The organism is Methylopila capsulata (assembly GCF_016907975.1).
Lineage (GTDB): Bacteria > Pseudomonadota > Alphaproteobacteria > Rhizobiales > Methylopilaceae > Methylopila > Methylopila capsulata.
In genome coordinates this window covers 1,174,629-1,194,728 of sequence record NZ_JAFBCY010000001.1, presented here as the reverse complement: position 1 = coordinate 1,194,728, position 20,100 = coordinate 1,174,629, and the positions used below count along the sequence as shown (strand labels likewise).

Below are 20,100 nucleotides of genomic sequence, written 5' to 3'. Positions count from 1 at the left end.
AAGCCGGGATGTGATGGGGCGCCGCGCGCGGCGCGGGGCGCGTCAGTCCGGGAAGAAGCCCGGCGAGGTCGGCGCGCCGTCGTCGTGACGCGCGAGGTAGTCGACCGTCGTGTCGCGGAACCGGGTCAGGCCCTTGTAGTCCACGAGCTCCGGCGGCAGGTCGCGCAGCACCCGGTGCAGGCGCCGGCCCCATTTCGGGATCGTCACCAGCTCCTCCATCTTGATGAGGTAGCAGCGGATCGAGAACACGATCGCGTTGGAGCGCGGCAGCCGCCACAGCGCCTGCAGCTCCACCCGCAGATGAACCTTGTCGCCGACGTTCTCGGGCGTCACCGTGGTCCGGTCGATCCCCCAGGCGTGGTAGTTCTCCGGCGAGGTGTCGAGCCGCGGGTTGACGGTCATCGTCCAGTTCAGCCGGCGCACCGGCCGGCCCTGCTGCAGGTTCAGCAGGAACTTCAGCGCCCGGTCGAACACGCCCATGTCGTGGGCCAGCGGCACCGGCCCGTGCCACTCCATGAAGTTCATGCCCATGTCGAAGTCGAGCGACCAGTCCGCCTGCGTCGTGACGATGCCGGCGTCCATCCAGAGGTTGTCGTTGCGCTGGTCGAGCAGGCAGAAATCGCCCTGGCACTGCCGCGTGACGTACTCCATCGGCGGCAGGGGCAGCGTGGCCGCGTCGCCGAAGGTGAAGGTCTGGTCGATCTCCAGCGGCCGGTTGATCCAATGCCAGCGGTCGCCGTCGCGGGTCAGCGTGAAGTGCTCGGGGTAGTGCTTCGCCATCGACTCCATCAGGAGTTCGACGAGGTCCCATTCCGCCGTGATCATGTGCGGCTGCGACTGGCAGCGCAGCGGGTCCGCCTTCAGCACCAGCGCCCGGTCGCGCATCTCGGAGACGTAGTGCTCGTCGATGTCGATCGGGAACTCGGTCGCGGACTTCGCCGGCCCGGGCATGTGCTGCTCGATGTTGACCGCGTACATGTACTGGTCCTTGTCGAACGGGAACGGAAAGCGATGGATCGCCTCCGGCGAGTTCGAGAAGGTGAAGTCGTCCCGGAACGTTTCGTTCTTGAACTGGATGGTCATCGGGGGCCTCCGGCCTTCAGTTCGTGAGCATTCGTGGCGCGCGCCATCGTCACAGGTCCAGCACCAGCTCGCGGCCCTGCAGGCGCGAGACGCAGGTCATGATCTTCGCGCCCGACGCCTTCTCCTCGTCCGAGAGGAAGTGGTCGTTGTGGACGAGTTCGCCGTCGGCGGAGACGACCTTCGTCTCGCACTGGCCGCAGGCGCCGCCGCGGCACAGGAAGGGTGCGTCGACGCCTGTCGCCTCGATCGCCTCGAGCAGGCTCTGGTCGCCGCGCACCTCGGTGGTGATCCCGGCCTTCGCGAGCGTGAGCGCGAAAGGCGAGCCGCCGGGAGGGGCGAGGAAGCGTTCGGCGTGAAGGTTCTCCTCCGGCCAGCCGGCCGCGCGGCCGCCCGCGAGAATCGCGTTGATCATCCCCTCGGGGCCGCAGACGTAGAGATGCGTGCCGAGCGGCTGGTTGGGGAGGATGCGGTCGACCGCGATCACCTCTCGGGCGTCGTCGCGGTAGAGCCGAACCTTGTCGCCATGACGCGCGACCAGCTCGTCGGCGAAGGCGCCATGGGCCGCGTCGCGCATGGCGTAGTGGATCTCGTAAGGGACGCTCTGGCGCGCGAGCTCCTCCGCCATGGCGTAGATCGGCGTGACGCCGATGCCGCCGGCGACCAGCAGGTGTTTGCGGCCGGTCCGGTTCAGCGGGAACAGGTTGACCGGCATGGTGATCGTCAGCTCGGAGCCGACCGCGACCCGGTCGTGCATGAAGACCGAGCCGCCGCGCGACTGCGGCGTGCGCAGCACGCCGATGCGGTAGGTCGAGCCGTCGGCAGAGCGGTCGATCAGCGAGTAGGGGTTCTTGATGCGCCGGTCGTCCGCGTCCATCGCGACGACCACATGGGCGCCGGCGGAGAAGACCGGCAGGGGCGAACCGTCGCGCGCGGCGAGGCTGAAGCGCTTCACCGTCGGCGTCGCCTGCTCGATCGCGACGACGCGCACGGGGATCTCGACGCCGCCGCTCATGCGTAGAGCTCCTCAGCCGGCGGGACGTCGCCCGGCGTCTCCGCGTCGATCGAGACGCCCTGGAAGGCCCCGAGTCGGCGCGAGAAGTGGTCGCGCACGAGCAGCGGGATGCCGCAATGGCTGCAGACGACGGGCGACACGGTCACGTTGTCCGTCATTCCCTTGCAGTGGACGCACTGCACCCGGCGGGCGAGCGAGCCGCGGTGTTCGGTCCGGATCGACGCCTGGTCGATCCCGTGAGCCATCCCGGCCGCGACCACCGAGCCGATGAAGCCTTCGACGCCCGCCGCGTAGAGCCGCGCGCCCATGGTGGCGGTCGCGAGGATGACGTTGAGGCGGGTGATCAGCGTCGGCTGCGACGGCATGACGAAGAGGTCGTCGAAGCCGAGCGCCCCGAGCTTGGCCGCGTGGTCTTGCGGCGCCGAACCACCGGGAGAATAGAGCACGGTGGCGCGGGCGATCGCTTCAGGGCGGCCCGTGAAGGCCGCGAGCGCCGCGAGGGCGCCTTCGCCCTCGGCCGCCACCAGATGGCGCCGCGCCGCGTCGTCGACCTTCAGGCCTCCATAGACCGGACGGCTTTTGATGTTGGAAACCAGCATGTCTTCTGAACCAGCGTCGAGAAATCGTCAGGACGGACCGCGGAACCGTCCGCGGTCCGGCGAGGCCCGGCCCCGGAGCGATGTCGCCCCGGGGCCGGGCGAGCGCGTCAGAACTGGAACACGGCGTTCGCGATCAGCACGGTCGCGACGCCCGCCAGCAGCGTGACGTACGGCAGCACGCCCGCCTTCTTCGGCATCTTGGCGCCGACCTCGCCGCCGACCTGCAGGTCCTCGAGCATCTTCGCCGGGAACTTGCCCTTGTCCTGCACGTAGTGCCGGAAGAAGAAGACCGGGATGATGAAGGCCGCGGTGATCAGGCCGGCCCACAGCGCGTTCGGGTTCCAGACCTTGGCGCCCGCGCCCATGAAGACGGCGTTGACGAAGGCGAACACAGCGCCGAGGGCGATGATGAAGGTCGGCGCTTTGTAGGGCCGCGGGATGTGGCCGCTGTCGATGCGGTGGATCCAGCCGGAGTTCAGGTTCAGGAAGTTGAAGATGATGTAGCCGCAGTTCGACACCGCCAGGATGAAGAAGAACGAGGTGGCGTCGGCGCAGGCGATCGCGAGCAGGACCAGGTTGAAGGCGAGGTCCGTCCACATGGCGTTGGTCGGCGCGCCGTGGTGGTTCACGTAGGACAGGTACTTCGGCAGCCAGCCGTCGACCGAGCCCTGGTAGAGCGTGCGCGACGAGCCCGCCATCGCGGTCATCAGGCAGAGCATCAGCGCGAGGATCATGAGCATGACCAGCGCGTTCTCGATGATCGGCCCGCCGCCGACCATGTGCGCGAGCGCGGCCGCCACGCCGGAGCCGTCGACGATCGGGGTCTCGAGCATCCCGGTGAGGCCGAGTTCGCTCTGGAAGGTGAAGGGCACGATCACGAACACGGCGATGCAGAGCAGGCCGGAGAAGAAGATCGCCTTGAAGGTGTCCTTGGCGGGATCCTTGAACTCGCTCGTGTAGCAGATCGCGGTCTCGAAGCCGTAAGTCGACCAGGCCGCGATGAACATGCCGCCCAGCACCAGCGTCCAGCCGGGGATGTTCCACGCGCCGGGCTCCGGCTTGTAGGCTTCCGCGAGCGGCACGAAGGGCTGGAAGTTCGACCAGTTCACGCCGTGCTGCAGCAGCGGCGCGACGCCGACGATGACGAGCGGCACGATCACCAGAACGCCGACCACCTTCTGCACCCGGGCGGTGCCCAGGATGCCGCGGTGCTGCACGGCGAAGGTGCCGAGCATCAGCGCCGCGCCGATGAAGAAGGCGGAGTTCAGCGAGAACGAGACCGGGCCGAGCGAGCCGGAGACGAGCGTGAAGGTGCGGATCGAGGAGGTCGCGTCAGGCGCGACGGCGGTGAGGATGTAGCCCGCGGCGATCGAGCAGCCGAGCGACAGCACCGGCGACCACGCGAACCAGTTGCACCACACCGACAGCGGCGCGATCGGTTTGGCGTAGCGCACCCAGGCGGCCGCGCCGTAGATCGAGGCGCCGCCGGACTTGTTGGGGAACAGGCCTGCGATCTCCGCGTACACGAAGGACTGCAGGAAGCCCATCATCATGGACGCCGCCCAGATGGCGAAGGCGGGCGTGCCGGTGGTGCCGGCGATGCCGCCGATCGAGAACAGGACCAGCGGCGGCACGCCGCTCGCCACCCAGAAGGCGCCTGTCCAGGAGATGTTCCGTTTAAGTTGGTGCGTGTCGTTGGCTGAGACCGGCGTATCGGCCGTTGCGATGCTCATTGCTCTTCCCCGTTCCAGAAACCGCGCGGCCGGTCGGCCGGACGTTCAGGCGCGCTCCGCGGCGGCCGTCGGCGGGAGAGTTCCCGTCGCGGCGATGCGTTCTCGCGGAGCAGGCCGATGAGGTCGCGGGGCGGGCGCCGGCGCGGTGCGCTCCGGCGTCGTGCGGCATGCGGCTGGCGGGCCAGACAGCAAACATCGAAGGTCCCTTCGTCCTCGCGGACGTCCTTCGCGCGACGTCGCGCGACCTCGGTGGGGGATCATGCAGGTCTGCAGATCGTTGTCAAAAGTTTTTCCCATGAGGAAAAATTAGGCGGACGCGTCTCGCCCGGCGCCGGCGTCGGAAACGCTCCGTCGGGCGCGCTCGAAATCCAGCCGGGCGGCGCGATAGACGTCCGGCAGCGACAGCGCCCAGACGAAAAATCCACCCGCATGACGGCCGATGAGCGAGGCGTCGGGACTGGCGACCCGCGCCGTCAGCCAGCCGAGCAGGATGGTGAACAGCGCGAATCCGAGGCCGCGCGCCGTGCGCCCGATCAGGACATGCCCGAAGCCCGGCAGCAGCGCGCCGACAAGGAGAACGAGGCGCGGATCACGCGGCGCGGACGATGTCGACCGGAGCGCGGAGGTCGAGTGGGTCACGGTCATGGGCGTCTCTCGTGGCTGGCGTCAGGGCGGCGGCGATCTGGTGGGCGAGGTCGAGGGCGGCCGCAGCGTCGCTGCGCGCCACCCCGCCGGGAAACCGCATGTCGCGGAACAGCAGGTAGGCGCCCCGGCTCCCCTGCGCCGCCTGCCGGACCACCCGCACGCCGCGGGGCGTGACGAGGATGGATTTCAGCCGGGGATCCGCGAGCGGCGCGGCGAGCCGCTCGGACAGCGCGGCGAGCAGGAGGCCCGCGTCGGCCGAGCCGCAGAGGCGGGTGTCCTGCGGCCACCCGGCGGGCGGCGCGCAGCGACGGGGCAGGGCGGTGCCCACCGAGAAGAATTCGGCGCCGGTCGGCCGGCGGACGAGGTCGAGGGTCGCGGAGGTCGCAAGGTCCGCGCGGACGGTCGCCACGAGCCAGAGCTGCGGCAGGCGGCGGAAGGCGAGCTGCTCCGCGAAGACCCGGAGCGCTACGTCGGCGCCTCCGTAGCGGCCCCGCAGGACGGGATCGCCCGCGGGATCGAGGGAGCGGACGCCGCCGTCGAGCAGATCGGCGCAGGCGTCCAGCCGGTCCGCCCGCCGAAGCGCCTCGGCGCGCCCCGCCCGCCGCAGGGCGAGCGCGGCCAGGACCGCGACGCCCAAGGCCAGCGCGAGGAGCGCGGCCGCCATGGGCTCAGTACCCCCTCGGCTTGGGCCAGGCCATGGTGAACTGGTCGCCGCGCCGGACATACTTGTAGCGGTGCAGGACGAACCAGGCGGAGGCGGCGATGTAGAACGCCATCATCGCCAACAACTGCGTGCCGTAGCCGAGGAAGACCGCGGCGTAGGTGACGGAGCACAGCACCAGAAGCAGCACGGCGGGCAGCGGATGCAGCGGGTGCACGAAGCCGCGGGGGATCGAGCCCAGCGGCCACTTGCGGCGGAACATCACGATGCTGAGCGCCATGGTGGTGTAGCCGAGGAGCCCGGACAGGATCGAGAAGGTGATCGTCTGGTCGAGCGGCGTCGAGATCGCGAACAGGATCGCGATCGGGGCGAAGAACACGATCGCGCGGTAGGGGGTGCGGTAGGTCGGATGCACCGCCCCGAACCAGACTGGCATGTAGCGGTCGCGGCCCATGGCGAACCACGCGCGGGAGGCGTCGTTCACGCAGCCGTTGGCGGAGGCGACGGTTGCGAACAGCGTGCCGAAGAACAGGAAGATCTCGAGCGGCGCGCTGCCGGTGAGCCGGGCCGCGTCGTAGAGCGGGGTCACCGCTTGGCCGAGGTACTCCCAGGGCATCAGGCCTGTGCCGACGTACCAGGTCAGCGTCGCCGCGATCAGCAGCGTCATGATGCCGGTGAGCGTGCCGAGCGGCAGCGCGCGGGCGGGCGAGCGCACCTCTTCGGCGGCCTGCGTGGTGCCCTCGATGCCGAGGTAGAACCACAGGCCGAAGTGCATCGCCGCGAGGATGCCGAGGCCGCCGTAGGGCAGGCCGGTCAGAAGCTGATCGTGCTTCAGCGTTTCGCCCGGCGCCCAGGGCTGGGCGTAGACGAACAGCGTGACGATGGCGGCGAAGGCGATGGCGGTGATGACGAGGTTCAGCGTCAGCGTCGCCAGCACGCCGCGGTAGTTCAGCCACGACAGGAAGACGATCGTCAGCACCATGAAGGCGCGTTTGTCGACGTCGCCGACGAGGCCCATGTTGTGGGAGAAGGCCTCGATCAGGTCGCCCGTGACGATGGCGTTCGACACCTCGAGCATGGTGTAGGCCATGACGAGGTAGAGCCCGACGTTGAACGCGGCGAGCGGGCCGATGATGTGCTTGGCCTGGGCGTACTGGCCGCCGGCGGCGGCGACCGTCGAGGTGATCTCGCTGTCGATCATCGCGACGCAGGTGTAGAGGATCCCGGCGAGCCAGCAGGCGGTGAGCGCCGCGATCGCGCCGCCTTTGCCGACCGCGAAGTTCCAGCCCATGAACTCGCCGACGAGCACGATGCCGACGCCGAGCCCCCAGACGTGGGCGGGGCCGAGCACGCGTTTCAAGGCGACGCGGCGGGGAGCAGGCGCGGCGGACGTCGCGCCGGCGACGCCGGCGATGGGGTGGCTGATGTCGGTCATCAGGTCCTCGCCGCCGTTTCCGCCATCTCGGCGTCGATGATGTCGCCCTCCGCGGAGGAGGTGAGGTAGTCCTCGCCGTAGGACCGGTTCGTCTTGAACATGTCCCAGGCCATCCAGAGCGCGAGGACGGCCGAGACCGCCCAGGCGCCGAGGTTCAGCATCGTCAGCATCCGGCGCTCCATCGATAGGGGAGAAAGGGCGGGTCGGCTTAGGACGACGGACGCTCGCCGTCGTCGAAGCGCTCCGCGATGACCTCGCGGTATTCCTTGTCGGACCAGCGGAGCATCGCGACGAAGTAGACGACGATCACCAGCGCGGTGACGGCGAAGGCCATCCAGGAGACGCTGTAGTCGAACCGTGCGCCGATGATCGCGGCGGCGCTGTCCGGCGTGAAGCCGAGCTTTTCCCACTGCGCGGCCATGGTCGGGTTCTGCTTGAGCGTCTCCCAGCTCGGGTTGTCGTAGGCGGTGGTGGTCGCGCCGCTGCCGGCGAGGCCGAGCAGCAACGGCAGGTAGAGGGTGACGACGACGAGGCCGAGCATCAGCACCGCGTCGACGATCTGGCCGACCACCGACTGCGCCGGCGGCTCGTAGGGGCGCCGGCTCATCGGGCGACCCTCCGCTCGGCGGCGATGCGGTCGAGGTAGTAGATGTCGGCGCCGTAGATCGCCGCCTTGTCCTCCTCGTAGTGCCGCAGCAGCGCCAGCACGGCCGCGGTGTTGAGGAAGAGGACGACGCCGCCGAGCGTCGCCATGACGGCCGTGAGGCCGGTCGCGGCGAAGGCGTCGGTCATGCGCCAGAACACGAAGGCGTAGGTGGCCCAGACAAGGGCGACGGCGATCCACGCAGCCGCTCGGTCGCGCCCGAACATGGTTCGGACGCGGGGGTCTTGCTCCGTCATAGACGTTCTCCCCAACCGCAGTGTTTTTCCTGCGGAGATATTTTTAGTCTTAAAGAGAAACCTACTGACTAAATACGCGCCGTCAATCGCCTAACTGTTGTGCATCGCGTCAATTCGGACCGCGGCCGCCGTCTGCTTTCGCCGCAACGAAAAAAGCGCCGGAACCTTGCGGCTCCGGCGCTTTCTCAGGCTCTCCCGGGGGAAGGAGCTCTTGGTCGGTTCGCGACTTCGTCGTCGAACCCCGACGATGTTCGTCATTCCCCGAACAAACCGGGGCATGCCGCCCGAACTCGGCGACTTGATCCCGTTTCCGACCGAGCGCTCAGCAGTCCAGCGTGTTGTCCCGCTCCCACTGCGTCAGGTGGCGCGTGTAGGCGTTCCACTCCTGGTTCTTCAGCTTGGCGTAGGCGGTGACGAACTCCTCGCCGAACATCGCTTTCGTGGCGGGAGAGGACTCGAACGTCCGGATCGCGTCGAGCAGGTTGAGCGGCAGCTTCTTGCAGTCCGTGACCGTGTGGCCGTCCGTGTACATGTTGATGTCGAGGCGCTTGCCCGGGTCGCGCTTGTTCTCCATGCCGTCGAGGCCGGCCGCCAGGATCGCGGCCTGCAGGAGGTAGGGGTTGGCCGCGCCGTCGCCCAGACGGAACTCAAACCGACCCGCATCCGGGATTCGGATCATGTGGGTGCGGTTGTTGCCCGTGTAAGTGATGGAGTTCGGCGCCCAGGTCGCGCCCGACGTCGTCCGGGGAGCGTTGATGCGCTTGTACGAGTTGACGGTCGGGTTGGTCAGCGCGCAGATCGCGTCGGTGTTGTGCATCAGGCCGCCGATGAAGTGGTAGCCGAGCTGGCTGACGCCGAGCTCCCCTGCCGGGTCCGCGAACAGGTTCTTCCCGCCGTCCCACAGCGACACGTGGGCGTGGCAGCCCGAGCCGGTAAGGTTCAAGAACGGCTTCGGCATGAAGGTGGCGCGCAGGCCGTGTTTCTCGGCGATCGACTTCGCCATGAACTTGTAGAACGCGTGCTGGTCCGCGGTCTGCAGCGCCGGACCGTAGTTCCAGTTCATCTCGAACTGGCCGTTCGCGTCCTCGTGGTCGTTCTGGTAGGGGGCCCAGCCGAGCTGGAGCATCGCGTCGCAGATTTCCGTGATCACGTCGTAACGCCGCATCAGGGCCTGCTGGTCGTAGCAGGGCTTTTCGGCGGTGTCGGCAGGGTCCGAGATCCGGGTGCCGTCTGCGTTGACCAGGAACATCTCGGGCTCGATGCCCGACTTCATCTGGTAGCCGGACCGGGCGATCAGGCGCTTCAGGAGGTTGCGCGGCGCTTGATCGACTTCCTTGCCGTCCATCCAGAGATCGGCGGCGAGCCAGCCGACCTCCGGCTTCCACGGCAGCTGGATCAGGCTGTCCGGATCGGGCTTCGCGAACAGATCGGAATCCGAGGGGCTCATGTCGAGCCAGGTGGCGAAGCCCGCGAAGCCGGCCCCCGCCTTCTGCATGTCGCCGATCGCGGCGGCGGGAACCAGCTTGGCGCGCTGCGCGCCGAACAGGTCGGTGTAGGAGATCAGGAAGTATTTGATGCCGCGTTCGCGCGCGGTTTCCGAAAGATCCATCGCCACTGCAGTCCCCTCGATCGCCCCTTTTTGGGGTCTAACCTCAATGTTCACGGCTCTCTCCTTCGGCGTTCCAACCCATTGGCGAGGCGCCGGCCGCGTTCCGAAGGACGGAAGGCCCTCCGGGGGACGTCGGCGGACCTTCTGTTCTTCGTCGTTCAGAACCCGGTCTTGCCGGGGATCCAGTTCGTGCCGGCGAGCGGGACGTTCGCCATGGCCGCGGCCTCGATCGTCAGCGCCACGAGGTCTTCGGGCTCGAGGTTGTGGACGTGGCTCTTGCCGCAGGCGCGGGCGATGGTCTGCGCCTCGAGCGTCATGACCGAGAGGTAGTTCGCGAGCCGGCGGCCGGCGATCTCCGGATCGAGACGCTTCATCAGCTCCGGGTCCTGGGTGGTGATGCCCGCGGGATCCCGACCCTCGTGCCAGTCGTCGTAAGCGCCGGCCTTGGTCCCGAGCGCCTCGTATTCGGATTCCCAGCGCGGATCGTTGTCGCCGAGCGCGACCAGAGCCGCGGTGCCGATCGCGACGGCGTCGGCGCCCAGCGCCAGCGCCTTCGCCACGTCGGCGCCGTTGCGAATGCCGCCGGAGACGATCAACTGCACCTTGCGGTGCATGCCGAGATCCTGCAGCGCCTTCACGGCCTGATGGACGGCGGCGAGCGTCGGGATGCCGACGTTCTCGATGAACACCTCCTGCGTCGCGGCGGTGCCGCCCTGCATGCCGTCGACAACCACCACGTCGGCGCCGGACTTCACCGCGAGCGCGGTGTCGTAATAGGGCCGCGCCGCGCCGACCTTCACGTAGATCGGCTTCTCCCAGTCGGTGATCTCGCGCAGCTCCTCGATCTTGATCTCGAGGTCGTCCGGGCCGGTCCAGTCGGGGTGACGGCAGGCCGAGCGCTGGTCGATGCCTTCGGGCAGCGTCCGCATCTTGGCGACGCGCGGAGAGATCTTCTGGCCGAGCAGCATGCCGCCGCCGCCGGGCTTCGCGCCCTGGCCGACCACGACCTCGATCGCGTCCGCCTTGCGCAGGTCGTCCGGGTTCATGCCGTAGCGCGAGGGCAGGTACTGGTAGACGAGCTTGGTCGAGTGCCCGCGCTCCTCCGGAGTCATGCCGCCGTCGCCGGTGGTGGTGGAGGTGCCCATCGCGGAGGCGCCGCGGCCGAGCGCTTCCTTGGCCGGCCCCGAGAGCGAGCCGAAGCTCATGCCGGCGATGGTGATCGGGATCTTGAGTTCGATCGGCTTCTTGGCGAAGCGGTCGCCCAGCACGACGCCGGTGCCGCACTTCTCGCGATAGCCCTCGAGCGGGTAGCGCGACATCGACGCGCCGAGGAACAGCAGGTCGTCGAAGTGGGGCAGCTTGCGCTTCGCGCCGGCGCCGCGGATGTCGTAGATGCCGGTCGCCGCCGCGCGGCGGATCTCGGAGAGGGTGTAGGCGTCGAAGGTGGCGCTCTCGCGGGGGAGGGTGCGCGGGGCCGCGGGGCCCTTGACGTGCTCGTTCATCGTCGTCTGTCCCTCAGTACGCGGACGCGTTGTCGACGTGGAAGTGGTAGAGCGTGCGGGCCGAGCCGTAGCGCTTGAAGTCGGAGGGATCGACCTGGCCCTCGAGGCCGGCCGCCTTCAGCTTCTCGAACAGCTGCGCCTTGTGCTCGTCGCGCATCTCCTTCTCGACGCAGTCGGCGCCGAGGCTCTTTACTTGCCCGCGCACGTAGAGCCGCGCCTCGTAGATCGAGTCGCCGAGCGCTTCGCCGGCGTCGCCGAGCACGGTGAGCGTGCCGGCCTGCGCCATGAAGGCCGACATGTGGCCGACCGAGCCGCCGACGACGATGTCGACGCCCTTCATCGAGATGCCGCAGCGGGCGCCGGCCTGCCCGCGGATGAACAGCAGCCCGCCGTGGGCGGTGGCGCCCGCGGCCTGGCTCGCGTCGCCCTCGACCTCGATGCGGCCGGACATCATGTTTTCGCCGATGCCGACGCCGGCGTTGCCGCGGACGATCACGGTCGCCTGCTTGTTCATGCCGGCGCAGTAGTAGCCGACCGGCCCGTCGATCTCGACGGTGACCGGCGCGTCGAGGCCGGCCGCCAGCGCGTGCAGGCCGCGCGGGTTCGACACCCGCCACAGCGAGGCGTTCGACCCCTCTTTCAGCGCGTGCAGCGCGGCGTTGAGGTCGCGGACCTTGGCGGTGGCGAGGTCGAAGGAATGGCTCTGCGTGCTCGCGTTCATGAGCGGCGCCCCCTGGTTGGGTGTTGTCGTCGTCATCAGGCCGCGGCGCGGTCCCAGAAGTAGACCTTGGCGGGTTCAGGCTCGAAGATCTTGGCGTTCTCGATGCCGGGCAGGCCGGCGAGCGCGCGGTACTCGGAACCGAACGCGACGTACTGGTCGGTCTCGGCCATCACCGCGGGCTTGCAGGCGATCGGGTCGCGCAGCACGCCGAAGCCGGACTCGGTGCCGACCACGAAGGTGTAGAAGCCGTCGAGATCGTCGAGGCTGTCCTCGAGCGCCTCGCCGAGCGAGCGACCCTCCTTCATGCGCCAGGTCAGGTAGCCGGCGGCCACTTCGCTGTCGTTCTCGGTCTGGATCGTCACGCCCGCGCGCTCGAGGTTGCGGCGAACGGTGCGGAAGTTGGACAGCGAGCCGTTGTGCACCAAGCACTGGTCGAGCCCGGTGGAGAAGGGATGCGCGCCGTTGGTCGTGACCGCGCTCTCGGTCGCCATGCGGGTGTGGGCGATGCCGTGGGTGCCGGCCATCTTGGCGAGGTCGAAGCGGACCGCGACGTCGGTCGGCATGCCGACCTCCTTGTAGAGCTCCATGCGGGCGCCGGCGCCGACCACGGTCACCTCGGGGGCGAGCTCCGCGAGCTTGGCGCGGACCTCGGCCTCGTCGGCGGCGGGAACGGTCAGGACCGCATGGGTCGCGCGCTGGAGGACCTCGGCGCCGTCGCCGAGCTTCGCGGCGAGGCCTGCGAAATCATAGCCCTCGGCGGCGCGGAGGGTGAGCTTCACCTCGTCGCTCTCGCCCGCGCCGTAGACGGCGAAGCCGGCCGAGTCCGGCCCGCGGCCGCACATGGTGCCGAGCATACCGCTCAGCATCTCGCCGAGCTTCGGCTCGAGCGCCTTATCCTTCAGAAACAGACCGACGATGCCGCACATGAAGGCGCTCCCTGTCTCGAGTGCTGTGGCCCGGGGGCCTTGAGACCGGAAGCTATCCGCAGCGCGTCAACGCGTCAATGAAGCGGAAAAAAAAATTCTTCAGAAGAAACTCGCCCCCTGAATTCCCAACGGCCAGCCTGTCCCGTGGAGGGACGCCGTCATTCCTTCTCGTACATGATGACGGAGAGGTAGGTCATCGGCTTCACCACCAGCCGTTCGGGGCCATGGGGCGCGCCGGAATCGAACAGCAGCGAATCGCCGGGCTTGAGGTGGTAGCTGTTGCCGGCGTGGGCGTAGACCACCTCGCCGGTCAGCATGTAGATCAGCTCGGTGCCCTCGTGCTGGAACGCGGTGTAGGGGGCGGCGTCCTCGGTGAGCGTGATCAGGTAGGGCTCGACGGCGATCGCCCCGCCCAGCATGTGGCCGAGCAGCTCGTAGTTGTGGCCGACCTTGGTGCCCCGCCGCTGGATCACGACGCCCTGGCCGGCGGGCACGAAGCTGCAGTCGCGCCGCTCTTCGAAGCCGGCGAACAACAGGCTGATTGGCATGTTCAGCGCCGCCGCGAGCGTCTGCAGCGACGTCAGGGACGGTGAGATCTGACCGTTTTCGATCTTCGACAGCATGCCCGTGGACACGCTCGCCGCGGCCGCGAGTTCGGCGACGGTCAGGCCCATGAGCTTGCGGTGGTGGCGGATCTGCAGCCCGATCGCCTGCTCGAGCGTGCGCCGCTCGGGCGCGGCCGGAGCGCCGGAGCCCGTGACGTAGTCCTCGTCATCGCTCGACTCGACCGCGACGAGCTGGGGCGCGACAGGCTCCGCCGCGGCTTTCGCGACGGCGGGTTTGGGCGCGGCCGGCTTGGCGACGATGTTCGCGGTCTTGCTGGCCATAGGAACTTTTCCTCGCAGGAAACGTCCCTACAGGCTAGCCAACCTTGTTCCGATCCCCAAGCCTTGCGTTCGTCAGCCCCTATCCGCCGTGCCGCGCCTCTACGCCGCGGGATTGAGCGGCCTCCACCATCCAGCGCCAGAACGTGGCGGCGAAGGTGCGGAACACTGCAATCTCATAGGTCGGGGCGTCGACCACCTGCCAGAGGTGGATCGAGATCGAGGCCGCGTGGGTGAGCGCCGCGTCGCCCACGCCGAAGGCGCGGGGATGCAGGTCGATCGCCGTCAGCGTCGCGAGCGTCTCGCGGGCGCGGGGACCCGAGACGCGGACAACCGTACGGCCGTCGGACTGGTCCGCGACCGCCGCGGGGAGGCCGGCGAAGTCCGTGGCCCCGGACGAGACCGCGAGCCATTTGCCGGGTCCCGCGCCGACAAAGGCGACATCGCCCGAGGCGACGCGCTTCGGGCCGGCCGGAAGCTCGATCCCGTAGGCCGCGCGGACGGCGTCGGCGAGTTCGGCCTCGCGCCCCCTGAAGGCCGCGACCGAGGCGAGGGTCAGGCCCTCCGCTTCGCGCAGGGTGACGCCGGCGACGCCTGTGGGCGAGGCGAGGGGAGCGACGTGCGGCCGGAAGGCCGAGCGGGCGACGAGAGGCTCAGCCACGGACGCGGACTCCTTCGGGATCGACGAAGACGGGAGCGACGACCTCGACCTCGACGTCGCCGTCGCGCACCGGGTCGACGGCGCGGACGATCTCGCCGATGCGCTCGGGACCGTTCGCGAGGAAGCCGAGCCCGACCCAGCACCCGTTCGAGGGCGAGTAGGCGACCGAGGTCATGTAGCCCTGGTCGTTGTCGGCGGTCGGCGTCGCCTCGCGCGGGATGAAGTGGGCGCCGCCGCGGAGCCGCGCGGAGCGGTCCACCGGCTTGAAGCCAACGAGCCGCGGACGCGCCGGATCGGTCAGCGCGCCGCGTTCGGCCATGACCCGGCCGACGTAGTCCTTCTTCTTGGACATCATGCCGCCGAGACCGAGGTCGAACGCCGTGGTCGTGCCGTTCAGTTCGGCTGCGGCCGCGTGGCCCTTCTCGATGCGCATGACCGCAAGCGCCTCGGCGCCGTAGGGGCAGATGCCGAAGGGCTCGCCGGCTGCGATGATCGCGCGGATGGTCGCGTCGCCGTAGCGGGCGGGGACCGCGAGCTCATAGGCCATCTCCCCCGAGAACGAGAGCCGGAACAGCCGCGCCTTCACACCGCCGCCGACGGTGACCTCCTTGACGCCGAGGTAGGGCAGGCCGGCGTCCGACACGTCGGCGTCGTCGACCAGCGCCGTCACCACGTCGCGCGAGCGGGGACCGGCAATGGCGTACTTCGCCCACTGGTCGGTGATCGAGGCGAGGTGGACGTCGAGCTCCGGCCACAGCCACTGGCGGCAGTATTCGAGATGCCGCATGGCCTGCGCCGCGTGCGCCGTCGAGGTCGTCACGTAGTAATGCGTCGGGCTCAGCCTCGCGACGGTGCCGTCGTCCATGGCGAAGCCGTCCTCGCGCAGCATCACGCCGTAGCGCGCCTTGCCCACCGGCATGGTCGAGAAGCCGTTGATGTAGACGCGGTCCAGGAAGACGCCGGCGTCCGCGCCCTGCACGTCGATCTTGCCCAGCGTCGAGGCGTCGTAGACGCCGACGGCGGTCCGGACGGTATTGACCTCGCGGATGGTGGTCTCGAGCCAGTCGGCTTCTCCGGCGCGCGGGAAGTACGCCGCGCGCATCCAAAGCCCGGTCTCGACGAAGGCCGCGCCCTGCTCCTCGGCCCAGAAGTGCGAGGGCGGCAGGCGGGTGGGGCGGAACTCCTTGTGGCGGTGCGCGCCGCCGAGCGCGCCGATCGCGACCGGCGTGAAGGGCGGCCGCGTCAGCGTGGTGCCCGTGTCCGGGATCGAACGGCCGGTGATCTCCGCCATCAGCGCGAGGCCCACCACGTTCGCGGTCTTGCCCTGGTCGGTCGCCATGCCGAGCGTGGTGTAGCGCTTGAGGTGCTCGACCGACTTGAAGCCTTCGCGCGCGGCGAGCTCCACGTCCTTCACCGTCACGTCGTTCTGGAAGTCGACGAAGGCCTTGCCGCGCGACGTCTTCGGCTTCCACGGCCCGTGGCCATGGACGGCGTCGGTCTCGGGCTCGGTCTGCGGCGCGTCGAACGGCGCCGCCGTGTAGCCGCACTCCTGCGCGGCTTCGGTTCCGAGGCGACCGCCTTCGGCGAAGGCCTCCGCCAGCTCGAACGCGCCGGAGGCGGCGCCGGCCACGTCCATGCCGGGAGGGGGGGAGCCCGGCAGGAAAGCCGAGCGCGGCGAGTCCCAGACGGGCCTGCCGCCAAGGTGGGTCGCGATCTGGATCGACGGGTTCCAGCCGCCGGACACGGCGACGAGGTCGCAGGCGACGTTGAAGCTGCGGCCGCGGGAATCCGCGATCGCGCAGCCCTTCACCGACTGGCCGCCATAGGCGCGCACGACCGCGCCGCCGAAGATCAGCGGCGCGCCGGCGGAGCGGGCGGCGGCGGCGAGCGCGGGCGCGTCGCCGCTGGCGTCGACCACGGCGGCGATCTCGCAGCCAGCTGCTGTGAGGTCCAGCACGGTCTTCGCGGCGTCGTCGTTGTTGGCGTAGACGACCGCGCGCTTGCCCGGCGCGACGCCGAAGCGGTTGAGGTAGCTGCGCACGGCGCCGGCGAGCATCACGCCGGGCGTGTCGTTGTTCCCGAACGGGATCGGTCGCTCCAGCGCGCCGGCCGCGAGAACGCAGCGCTTGGCGACGATGCGCCAGAACCGCTGGCGCGGCTGGTGCGGCAACGGCGTCGCGCGGTGGTCGGACACACGCTCCAGGGCGCCGTAGACGCCGCCGTCGTAGGCGCCGACCACGGAGGCGCGCGTCAGCACGGTGACGTCGGGAAGGCTGGCGAGTTCGGCCGCGGCGGAAGCCGCCCATTGCGCCGCGCTGCCCTCGCCGACGGCGAGGCGATCGGACAGCAGCCGTCCGCCCAGCACGGAGTCGTCGTCGGCCAGGATCACCCGCGCCCCGGCGCGGCCGGCGGCGAGCGCCGCGGAGAGGCCGGCGGGACCGCCGCCGATCACCAGCACGTCGCAGTGCGCCGTGGTCTTCTCATAAGCGTCGGGATCCGCGGCCTCCGCCGCGCGGCCGAGGCCCGCGGCGCGGCGGATCAGCGGCTCGTAGAGCTTCTCCCAAAGCTTCGCCGGCCACATGAAGGTCTTGTAGTAGAAGCCCGCCACGAACACTGGCGAGGCGAGCTGGTTCACCGCCAGCAGGTCGAAGCTAAGCGACGGAAACCGGTTCTGGCTCCGCGCCTCCAGCCCGTCGTAGAGCTCGGCGACCGTCGCCTTGACGTTCGGCTCGCGCCGCGCGCCGGTTCGGAGCTCCACCAGCGCGTTCGGCTCCTCGGAGCCAGCGGTCAGGATGCCGCGCGGGCGGTGGTACTTGAACGAGCGCCCGACGAGGGTCACGCCGTTCGCGAGCAGGGCGGAGGCCAGCGTGTCGCCGGGATGGCCGGTGTAGCCGCGGCCGTCAAAGGTGAAGGCGAGCGGCGTCGCGCGGTCGATCAGGCCGCCGGAGGCGAGGCGGTTCGGCTGGCTCATCATTCGGCTCCCGAAGCGCGCGCCGCCGCGATGTCGCGGGCGGCTTCGACCTGCTCGATCGCATGGGTGCGGGTGTCGCGGGTCACCACAAGCCAGGACTGGCACCCGACCGCGTGCTGCCACAGCTCGCGGTGCCGGCCGGCGGGGTTGTCGCGCAGATAGACGTAGTCGGCGAAGGCGGCCTCGGCGTTCGGCACGGAGGCGTCGGGCCGGACCAGCGTGGCGTCGCCGAGGTAGGAGAACTCGTCCACGCCGCGGACGCCGCAATAGGGGCAGGGGATGCGCATGGGATCAGGGCTCCAGCGTCATCCCGGCCGCAGCGAAGCGGAGAGCCGGGATCGTTTTCAGGAGGGGCGTCTTGCGCGCCTGACGATCCCGGCTCTGCGCGGCTGCGCCGCTCCGGCCGGGATGACGGGTGATCGTCTTCATCGCTTCGGCCTCAGTGCAGGTTCGGCTGGGCGCCGACGCCCTTTTCGTCGATAACGCGGCCGGTCGCGAAGCGGTCGAGCCGGTAGGCGGTCGCGGTCTCGTGCGGCGTGTCGGTCGCGATCAGGTGCGCGAAGCTCCAGCCGGAGGCGGGCGTCGCCTTGAAGCCGCCGTAGCACCAGCCGGCGTTGAGGTAGAGGCCCTCGATCGGCGTGCGGTCGATGATCGGCGAACCGTCCATCGACATGTCCATGATGCCGCCCCAGTGCCGGAGAAGCTTCACGCGGCCGATCGCGGGCATCAGCGCCATGCCGCCCTCGGCCACGTCCTCGATGGTCGGCAGGTTTCCGCGGCTGGCGTAGGAGTTGTAGCCGTCGATGTCGCCGCCGAAGACCAGGCCGCCCTTGTCGGACTGCGAGATGTAGAAGTGCCCGGCGCCGAAGGTGCAGACCGTGTCGATGAAAGGTTTGATCCCTTCCGACACGAAGGCCTGCAGCACGTGGCTCTCGATCGGCAGGCGCAGGCCCGCCATCCCGGCCACGCGCGAGGAGTTGCCGGCGCAGGCGAGCCCGACCTTCTTCGCGCCGATGAAGCCACGCGAGGTCTCGAGCCCGACCACGCGGCCGGCCTCGATGCGGAAGCCGGTGACCTCGCAGTTCTGGATGATGTCGACGCCGCGTCCGTCCGCGGCCCGGGCGTAGCCCCAGGCCACCGCGTCGTGGCGCACCGTGCCGCCGCGCTTCTGGCGAAGCGCGCCTTTCACGGGAAAGCGCGCGTTGTCGTAGTCGAGCATCGGCAGGATGCGCTTGAGCTCGGGCACGTCGAGCAGCTCGGAGTCGATCCCGTGCAGCCGCATGGCGTTGCCGCGGCGGGCGTAGGCGTCGCGCTGGCCGTCGGAGTGGAACAGGTTCACCACGCCGCGCTGGCTCACCATCGCGTTGTAGTTCAGGTCCTGCTCAAGCTCCTCCCAGAGCTTCATCGAGTGTTCGTAGAACGGCGCGTTGCCCGGCAGCAGGTAGTTCGAGCGGACGATCGTGGTGTTGCGGCCGACATTGCCGCCGCCGATCCAGCCCTTCTCGACCACCGCGATGTTGGTGAGGCCGTGGACCTTGGCGAGGTAGTGAGCGGTCGCGAGCCCGTGGCCGCCGCCGCCGACGATGACGATGTCGTAGGCCGCCTTCGGCTCGGGCTCGCGCCAAGCCGGCTTCCAGCCGGTGTGGCCGCGAAGCGCCTCGCGAAGCACGGAAAAGATCGAGTACCGGTCGGTCGACATGAGCGCGCCTGGGTGATGGCGAAGCAGGACGAGCCGCACTATGGCCGACGGCCGCGCGCTATGAGATATAAATCGGACTTATAGTGCGAGCTTGGCCATGCAGCCCCGTCCCGACGACCTTCCCTTCGATCTCCGGCAGCTCACGATCTTCCTCGCCGTCTGCGACGCCGGCTCGATGGCGGCGGCGGCGCGGCGTCTGGGCCTCACGCAGCCGGCGGTGTCGCTCGCGGTGGCGGAGCTCGAGACGCGGATCGGGGCCGGCTTGTTCGACCGGGCGATCCGTCCGATCGCGCTGACGCCCGCAGGCGTCCTGCTGCGCCAGCGCGCCTCGGCGCTGGTCTCCGAAGCGCGCCAGATCGCGCCGATGCTGCGGGAGGCGGGGAGGGCGCGGTTTCCGCTGGTGCGGCTCGGCCTCGTCGACTCGCTGTCGCGCACGCTCGGGCCGACGCTCGCGGACGCGATCGCCCAGCGGGCGGACGAGGTGGCGATCCTGTCGGGGCTCACGGCGTCGCATGCCAGCGCCCTGCTGTCGCGCAACCTCGACGTGATGATCGGCGTCGACGATCTCGCGCAGGTCGCCGGGCTCGAGCGCCGGCCGATCCTGACCGAGTCCTACGTGCTGATGCTGCCGCCGGGCGGTCCCGCCGTCGAGACCATGGAGGACCTGAGGGGCCTGGCCGAGCGCTTCGAGCTGGTGCGGTTCAGCGCGCGCTCGAGCACCGGCGTCGAGATCGAGCGTCACCTGCGCCGGATCGGCCTGGAGCCGCCGCGGCGGCTGTCGTTCGACACGCCTCAGGGGGTGGCGGCGATGGTGGCGGAGGGCGGCCGCTTCGCCGTCGTCACGCCGCTCTGCGTGGTCGAGGCCGCTCCGCCGCCGGGGGCGGTGGTCTGCGCCGCGCTGCCCGGTCCCGAGTTCGCCCGCAGCCTTACGCTCGTCGCCTATGCGCACGAACTCGGCCGGCTGCCGGCGGAGCTCGCGGAGGCGAGCCGCGCAGGTCTGCGCGCGCGGCTCGCCGAGGTCGCGCCCGAGATGGCGCGGTTCGTTCAGATCGCCTGAGG

At 69.7% G+C, this 20,100-nt stretch carries 20 protein-coding genes; 1 reads left to right on the top strand and 19 read right to left on the bottom strand.

The features are described 5' to 3' along the window. Positions 1-42: 42 nt before the first annotated feature. The 19 genes from JOD31_RS05680 to JOD31_RS05590 form a co-directional block, all read right to left on the bottom strand. Positions 43-1,083 carry a heme-dependent oxidative N-demethylase family protein gene (locus JOD31_RS05680; RefSeq protein ID WP_204949281.1) on the bottom strand — a complete coding sequence of 347 codons (1,041 nt, stop codon included), beginning with the start codon at positions 1,081-1,083 and terminating at the stop codon, positions 43-45. Between the two features lie 49 nt (positions 1,084-1,132). Next, positions 1,133-2,095: a PDR/VanB family oxidoreductase gene (locus tag JOD31_RS05675; RefSeq protein ID WP_204949280.1), complete on the bottom strand. Its 963-nt coding sequence runs from the start codon at positions 2,093-2,095 to the stop codon at positions 1,133-1,135. Beyond that, positions 2,092-2,694, bottom strand: a complete 603-nt coding sequence (locus JOD31_RS05670) for a dimethylamine monooxygenase subunit DmmA family protein (protein WP_204949279.1) — start codon at positions 2,692-2,694, stop codon at positions 2,092-2,094. Before JOD31_RS05670 ends, JOD31_RS05675 begins: the two co-directional genes overlap by 4 nt. Before the next feature lie 107 nt (positions 2,695-2,801). Beyond that, entirely contained in the window at positions 2,802-4,427 is a 1,626-nt protein-coding gene (locus tag JOD31_RS05665; RefSeq protein WP_204949278.1) for a trimethylamine N-oxide permease, read from the bottom strand. Positions 4,428-4,733: 306 nt separating this feature from the next. Next, the gene (locus JOD31_RS05660; protein WP_204949277.1) at positions 4,734-5,072 is read right to left on the bottom strand and encodes a hypothetical protein; all 339 of its coding nucleotides are present in this window, start codon (positions 5,070-5,072) and stop codon (positions 4,734-4,736) included. Then, positions 5,017-5,736, bottom strand: coding sequence for a hypothetical protein (locus JOD31_RS05655; protein WP_204949276.1), 720 nt, complete (start codon positions 5,734-5,736; stop codon positions 5,017-5,019). The genes JOD31_RS05660 and JOD31_RS05655 overlap by 56 nt, the downstream gene beginning before the upstream one ends. A gap of 4 nt (positions 5,737-5,740) precedes the next feature. Then, entirely contained in the window at positions 5,741-7,168 is a 1,428-nt protein-coding gene (locus JOD31_RS05650) for an APC family permease (RefSeq protein ID WP_204949275.1), read from the bottom strand. Next, positions 7,168-7,338: a hypothetical protein gene (locus JOD31_RS05645; RefSeq protein WP_246482333.1), complete on the bottom strand. Its 171-nt coding sequence runs from the start codon at positions 7,336-7,338 to the stop codon at positions 7,168-7,170. Before JOD31_RS05645 ends, JOD31_RS05650 begins: the two co-directional genes overlap by 1 nt. 38 nt (positions 7,339-7,376) lie before the next feature. Beyond that, positions 7,377-7,775 (bottom strand): hypothetical protein, encoded by a 399-nt coding sequence (locus tag JOD31_RS05640; protein WP_204949273.1) that lies wholly within the window; start codon positions 7,773-7,775, stop codon positions 7,377-7,379. After that, positions 7,772-8,068 (bottom strand): hypothetical protein, encoded by a 297-nt coding sequence (locus tag JOD31_RS05635; protein ID WP_204949272.1) that lies wholly within the window; start codon positions 8,066-8,068, stop codon positions 7,772-7,774. Before JOD31_RS05635 ends, JOD31_RS05640 begins: the two co-directional genes overlap by 4 nt. A gap of 322 nt (positions 8,069-8,390) precedes the next feature. Continuing rightward, entirely contained in the window at positions 8,391-9,677 is a 1,287-nt protein-coding gene (gene glnT, locus JOD31_RS05630) for a type III glutamate--ammonia ligase (RefSeq protein ID WP_204949271.1), read from the bottom strand. A gap of 158 nt (positions 9,678-9,835) precedes the next feature. Then, positions 9,836-11,179 (bottom strand): FMN-binding glutamate synthase family protein, encoded by a 1,344-nt coding sequence (locus JOD31_RS05625; protein WP_204949270.1) that lies wholly within the window; start codon positions 11,177-11,179, stop codon positions 9,836-9,838. Between the two features lie 13 nt (positions 11,180-11,192). Further along, on the bottom strand, positions 11,193-11,900 hold the full coding sequence (locus tag JOD31_RS05620; RefSeq protein ID WP_204949269.1) for a GltB/FmdC/FwdC-like GXGXG domain-containing protein: 708 nt from the start codon (positions 11,898-11,900) through the stop codon (positions 11,193-11,195). A gap of 35 nt (positions 11,901-11,935) precedes the next feature. Beyond that, positions 11,936-12,826, bottom strand: coding sequence for a class II glutamine amidotransferase (locus tag JOD31_RS05615; protein WP_204949268.1), 891 nt, complete (start codon positions 12,824-12,826; stop codon positions 11,936-11,938). 158 nt (positions 12,827-12,984) lie between these two features. Next, positions 12,985-13,713 carry a helix-turn-helix domain-containing protein gene (locus JOD31_RS05610; protein WP_204949267.1) on the bottom strand — a complete coding sequence of 243 codons (729 nt, stop codon included), beginning with the start codon at positions 13,711-13,713 and terminating at the stop codon, positions 12,985-12,987. Positions 13,714-13,792: 79 nt separating this feature from the next. Then, the gene (locus JOD31_RS05605; RefSeq protein ID WP_204949266.1) at positions 13,793-14,371 is read right to left on the bottom strand and encodes a sarcosine oxidase subunit gamma; all 579 of its coding nucleotides are present in this window, start codon (positions 14,369-14,371) and stop codon (positions 13,793-13,795) included. Next, positions 14,364-17,342, bottom strand: a complete 2,979-nt coding sequence (locus JOD31_RS05600) for a sarcosine oxidase subunit alpha family protein (protein WP_204949265.1) — start codon at positions 17,340-17,342, stop codon at positions 14,364-14,366. Before JOD31_RS05600 ends, JOD31_RS05605 begins: the two co-directional genes overlap by 8 nt. Continuing rightward, on the bottom strand, positions 17,342-17,629 hold the full coding sequence (locus JOD31_RS05595) for a sarcosine oxidase subunit delta (RefSeq protein ID WP_204949264.1): 288 nt from the start codon (positions 17,627-17,629) through the stop codon (positions 17,342-17,344). The genes JOD31_RS05600 and JOD31_RS05595 overlap by 1 nt, the downstream gene beginning before the upstream one ends. Before the next feature lie 152 nt (positions 17,630-17,781). Further along, positions 17,782-19,041 (bottom strand): sarcosine oxidase subunit beta family protein, encoded by a 1,260-nt coding sequence (locus JOD31_RS05590; RefSeq protein WP_204949263.1) that lies wholly within the window; start codon positions 19,039-19,041, stop codon positions 17,782-17,784. A gap of 97 nt (positions 19,042-19,138) precedes the next feature. On the opposite strand from JOD31_RS05590, the gene JOD31_RS05585 reads away from it, so the two are divergent. Then, on the top strand, positions 19,139-20,098 hold the full coding sequence (locus tag JOD31_RS05585) for a LysR family transcriptional regulator (RefSeq protein ID WP_204949262.1): 960 nt from the start codon (positions 19,139-19,141) through the stop codon (positions 20,096-20,098). Positions 20,099-20,100: the final 2 nt, after the last annotated feature.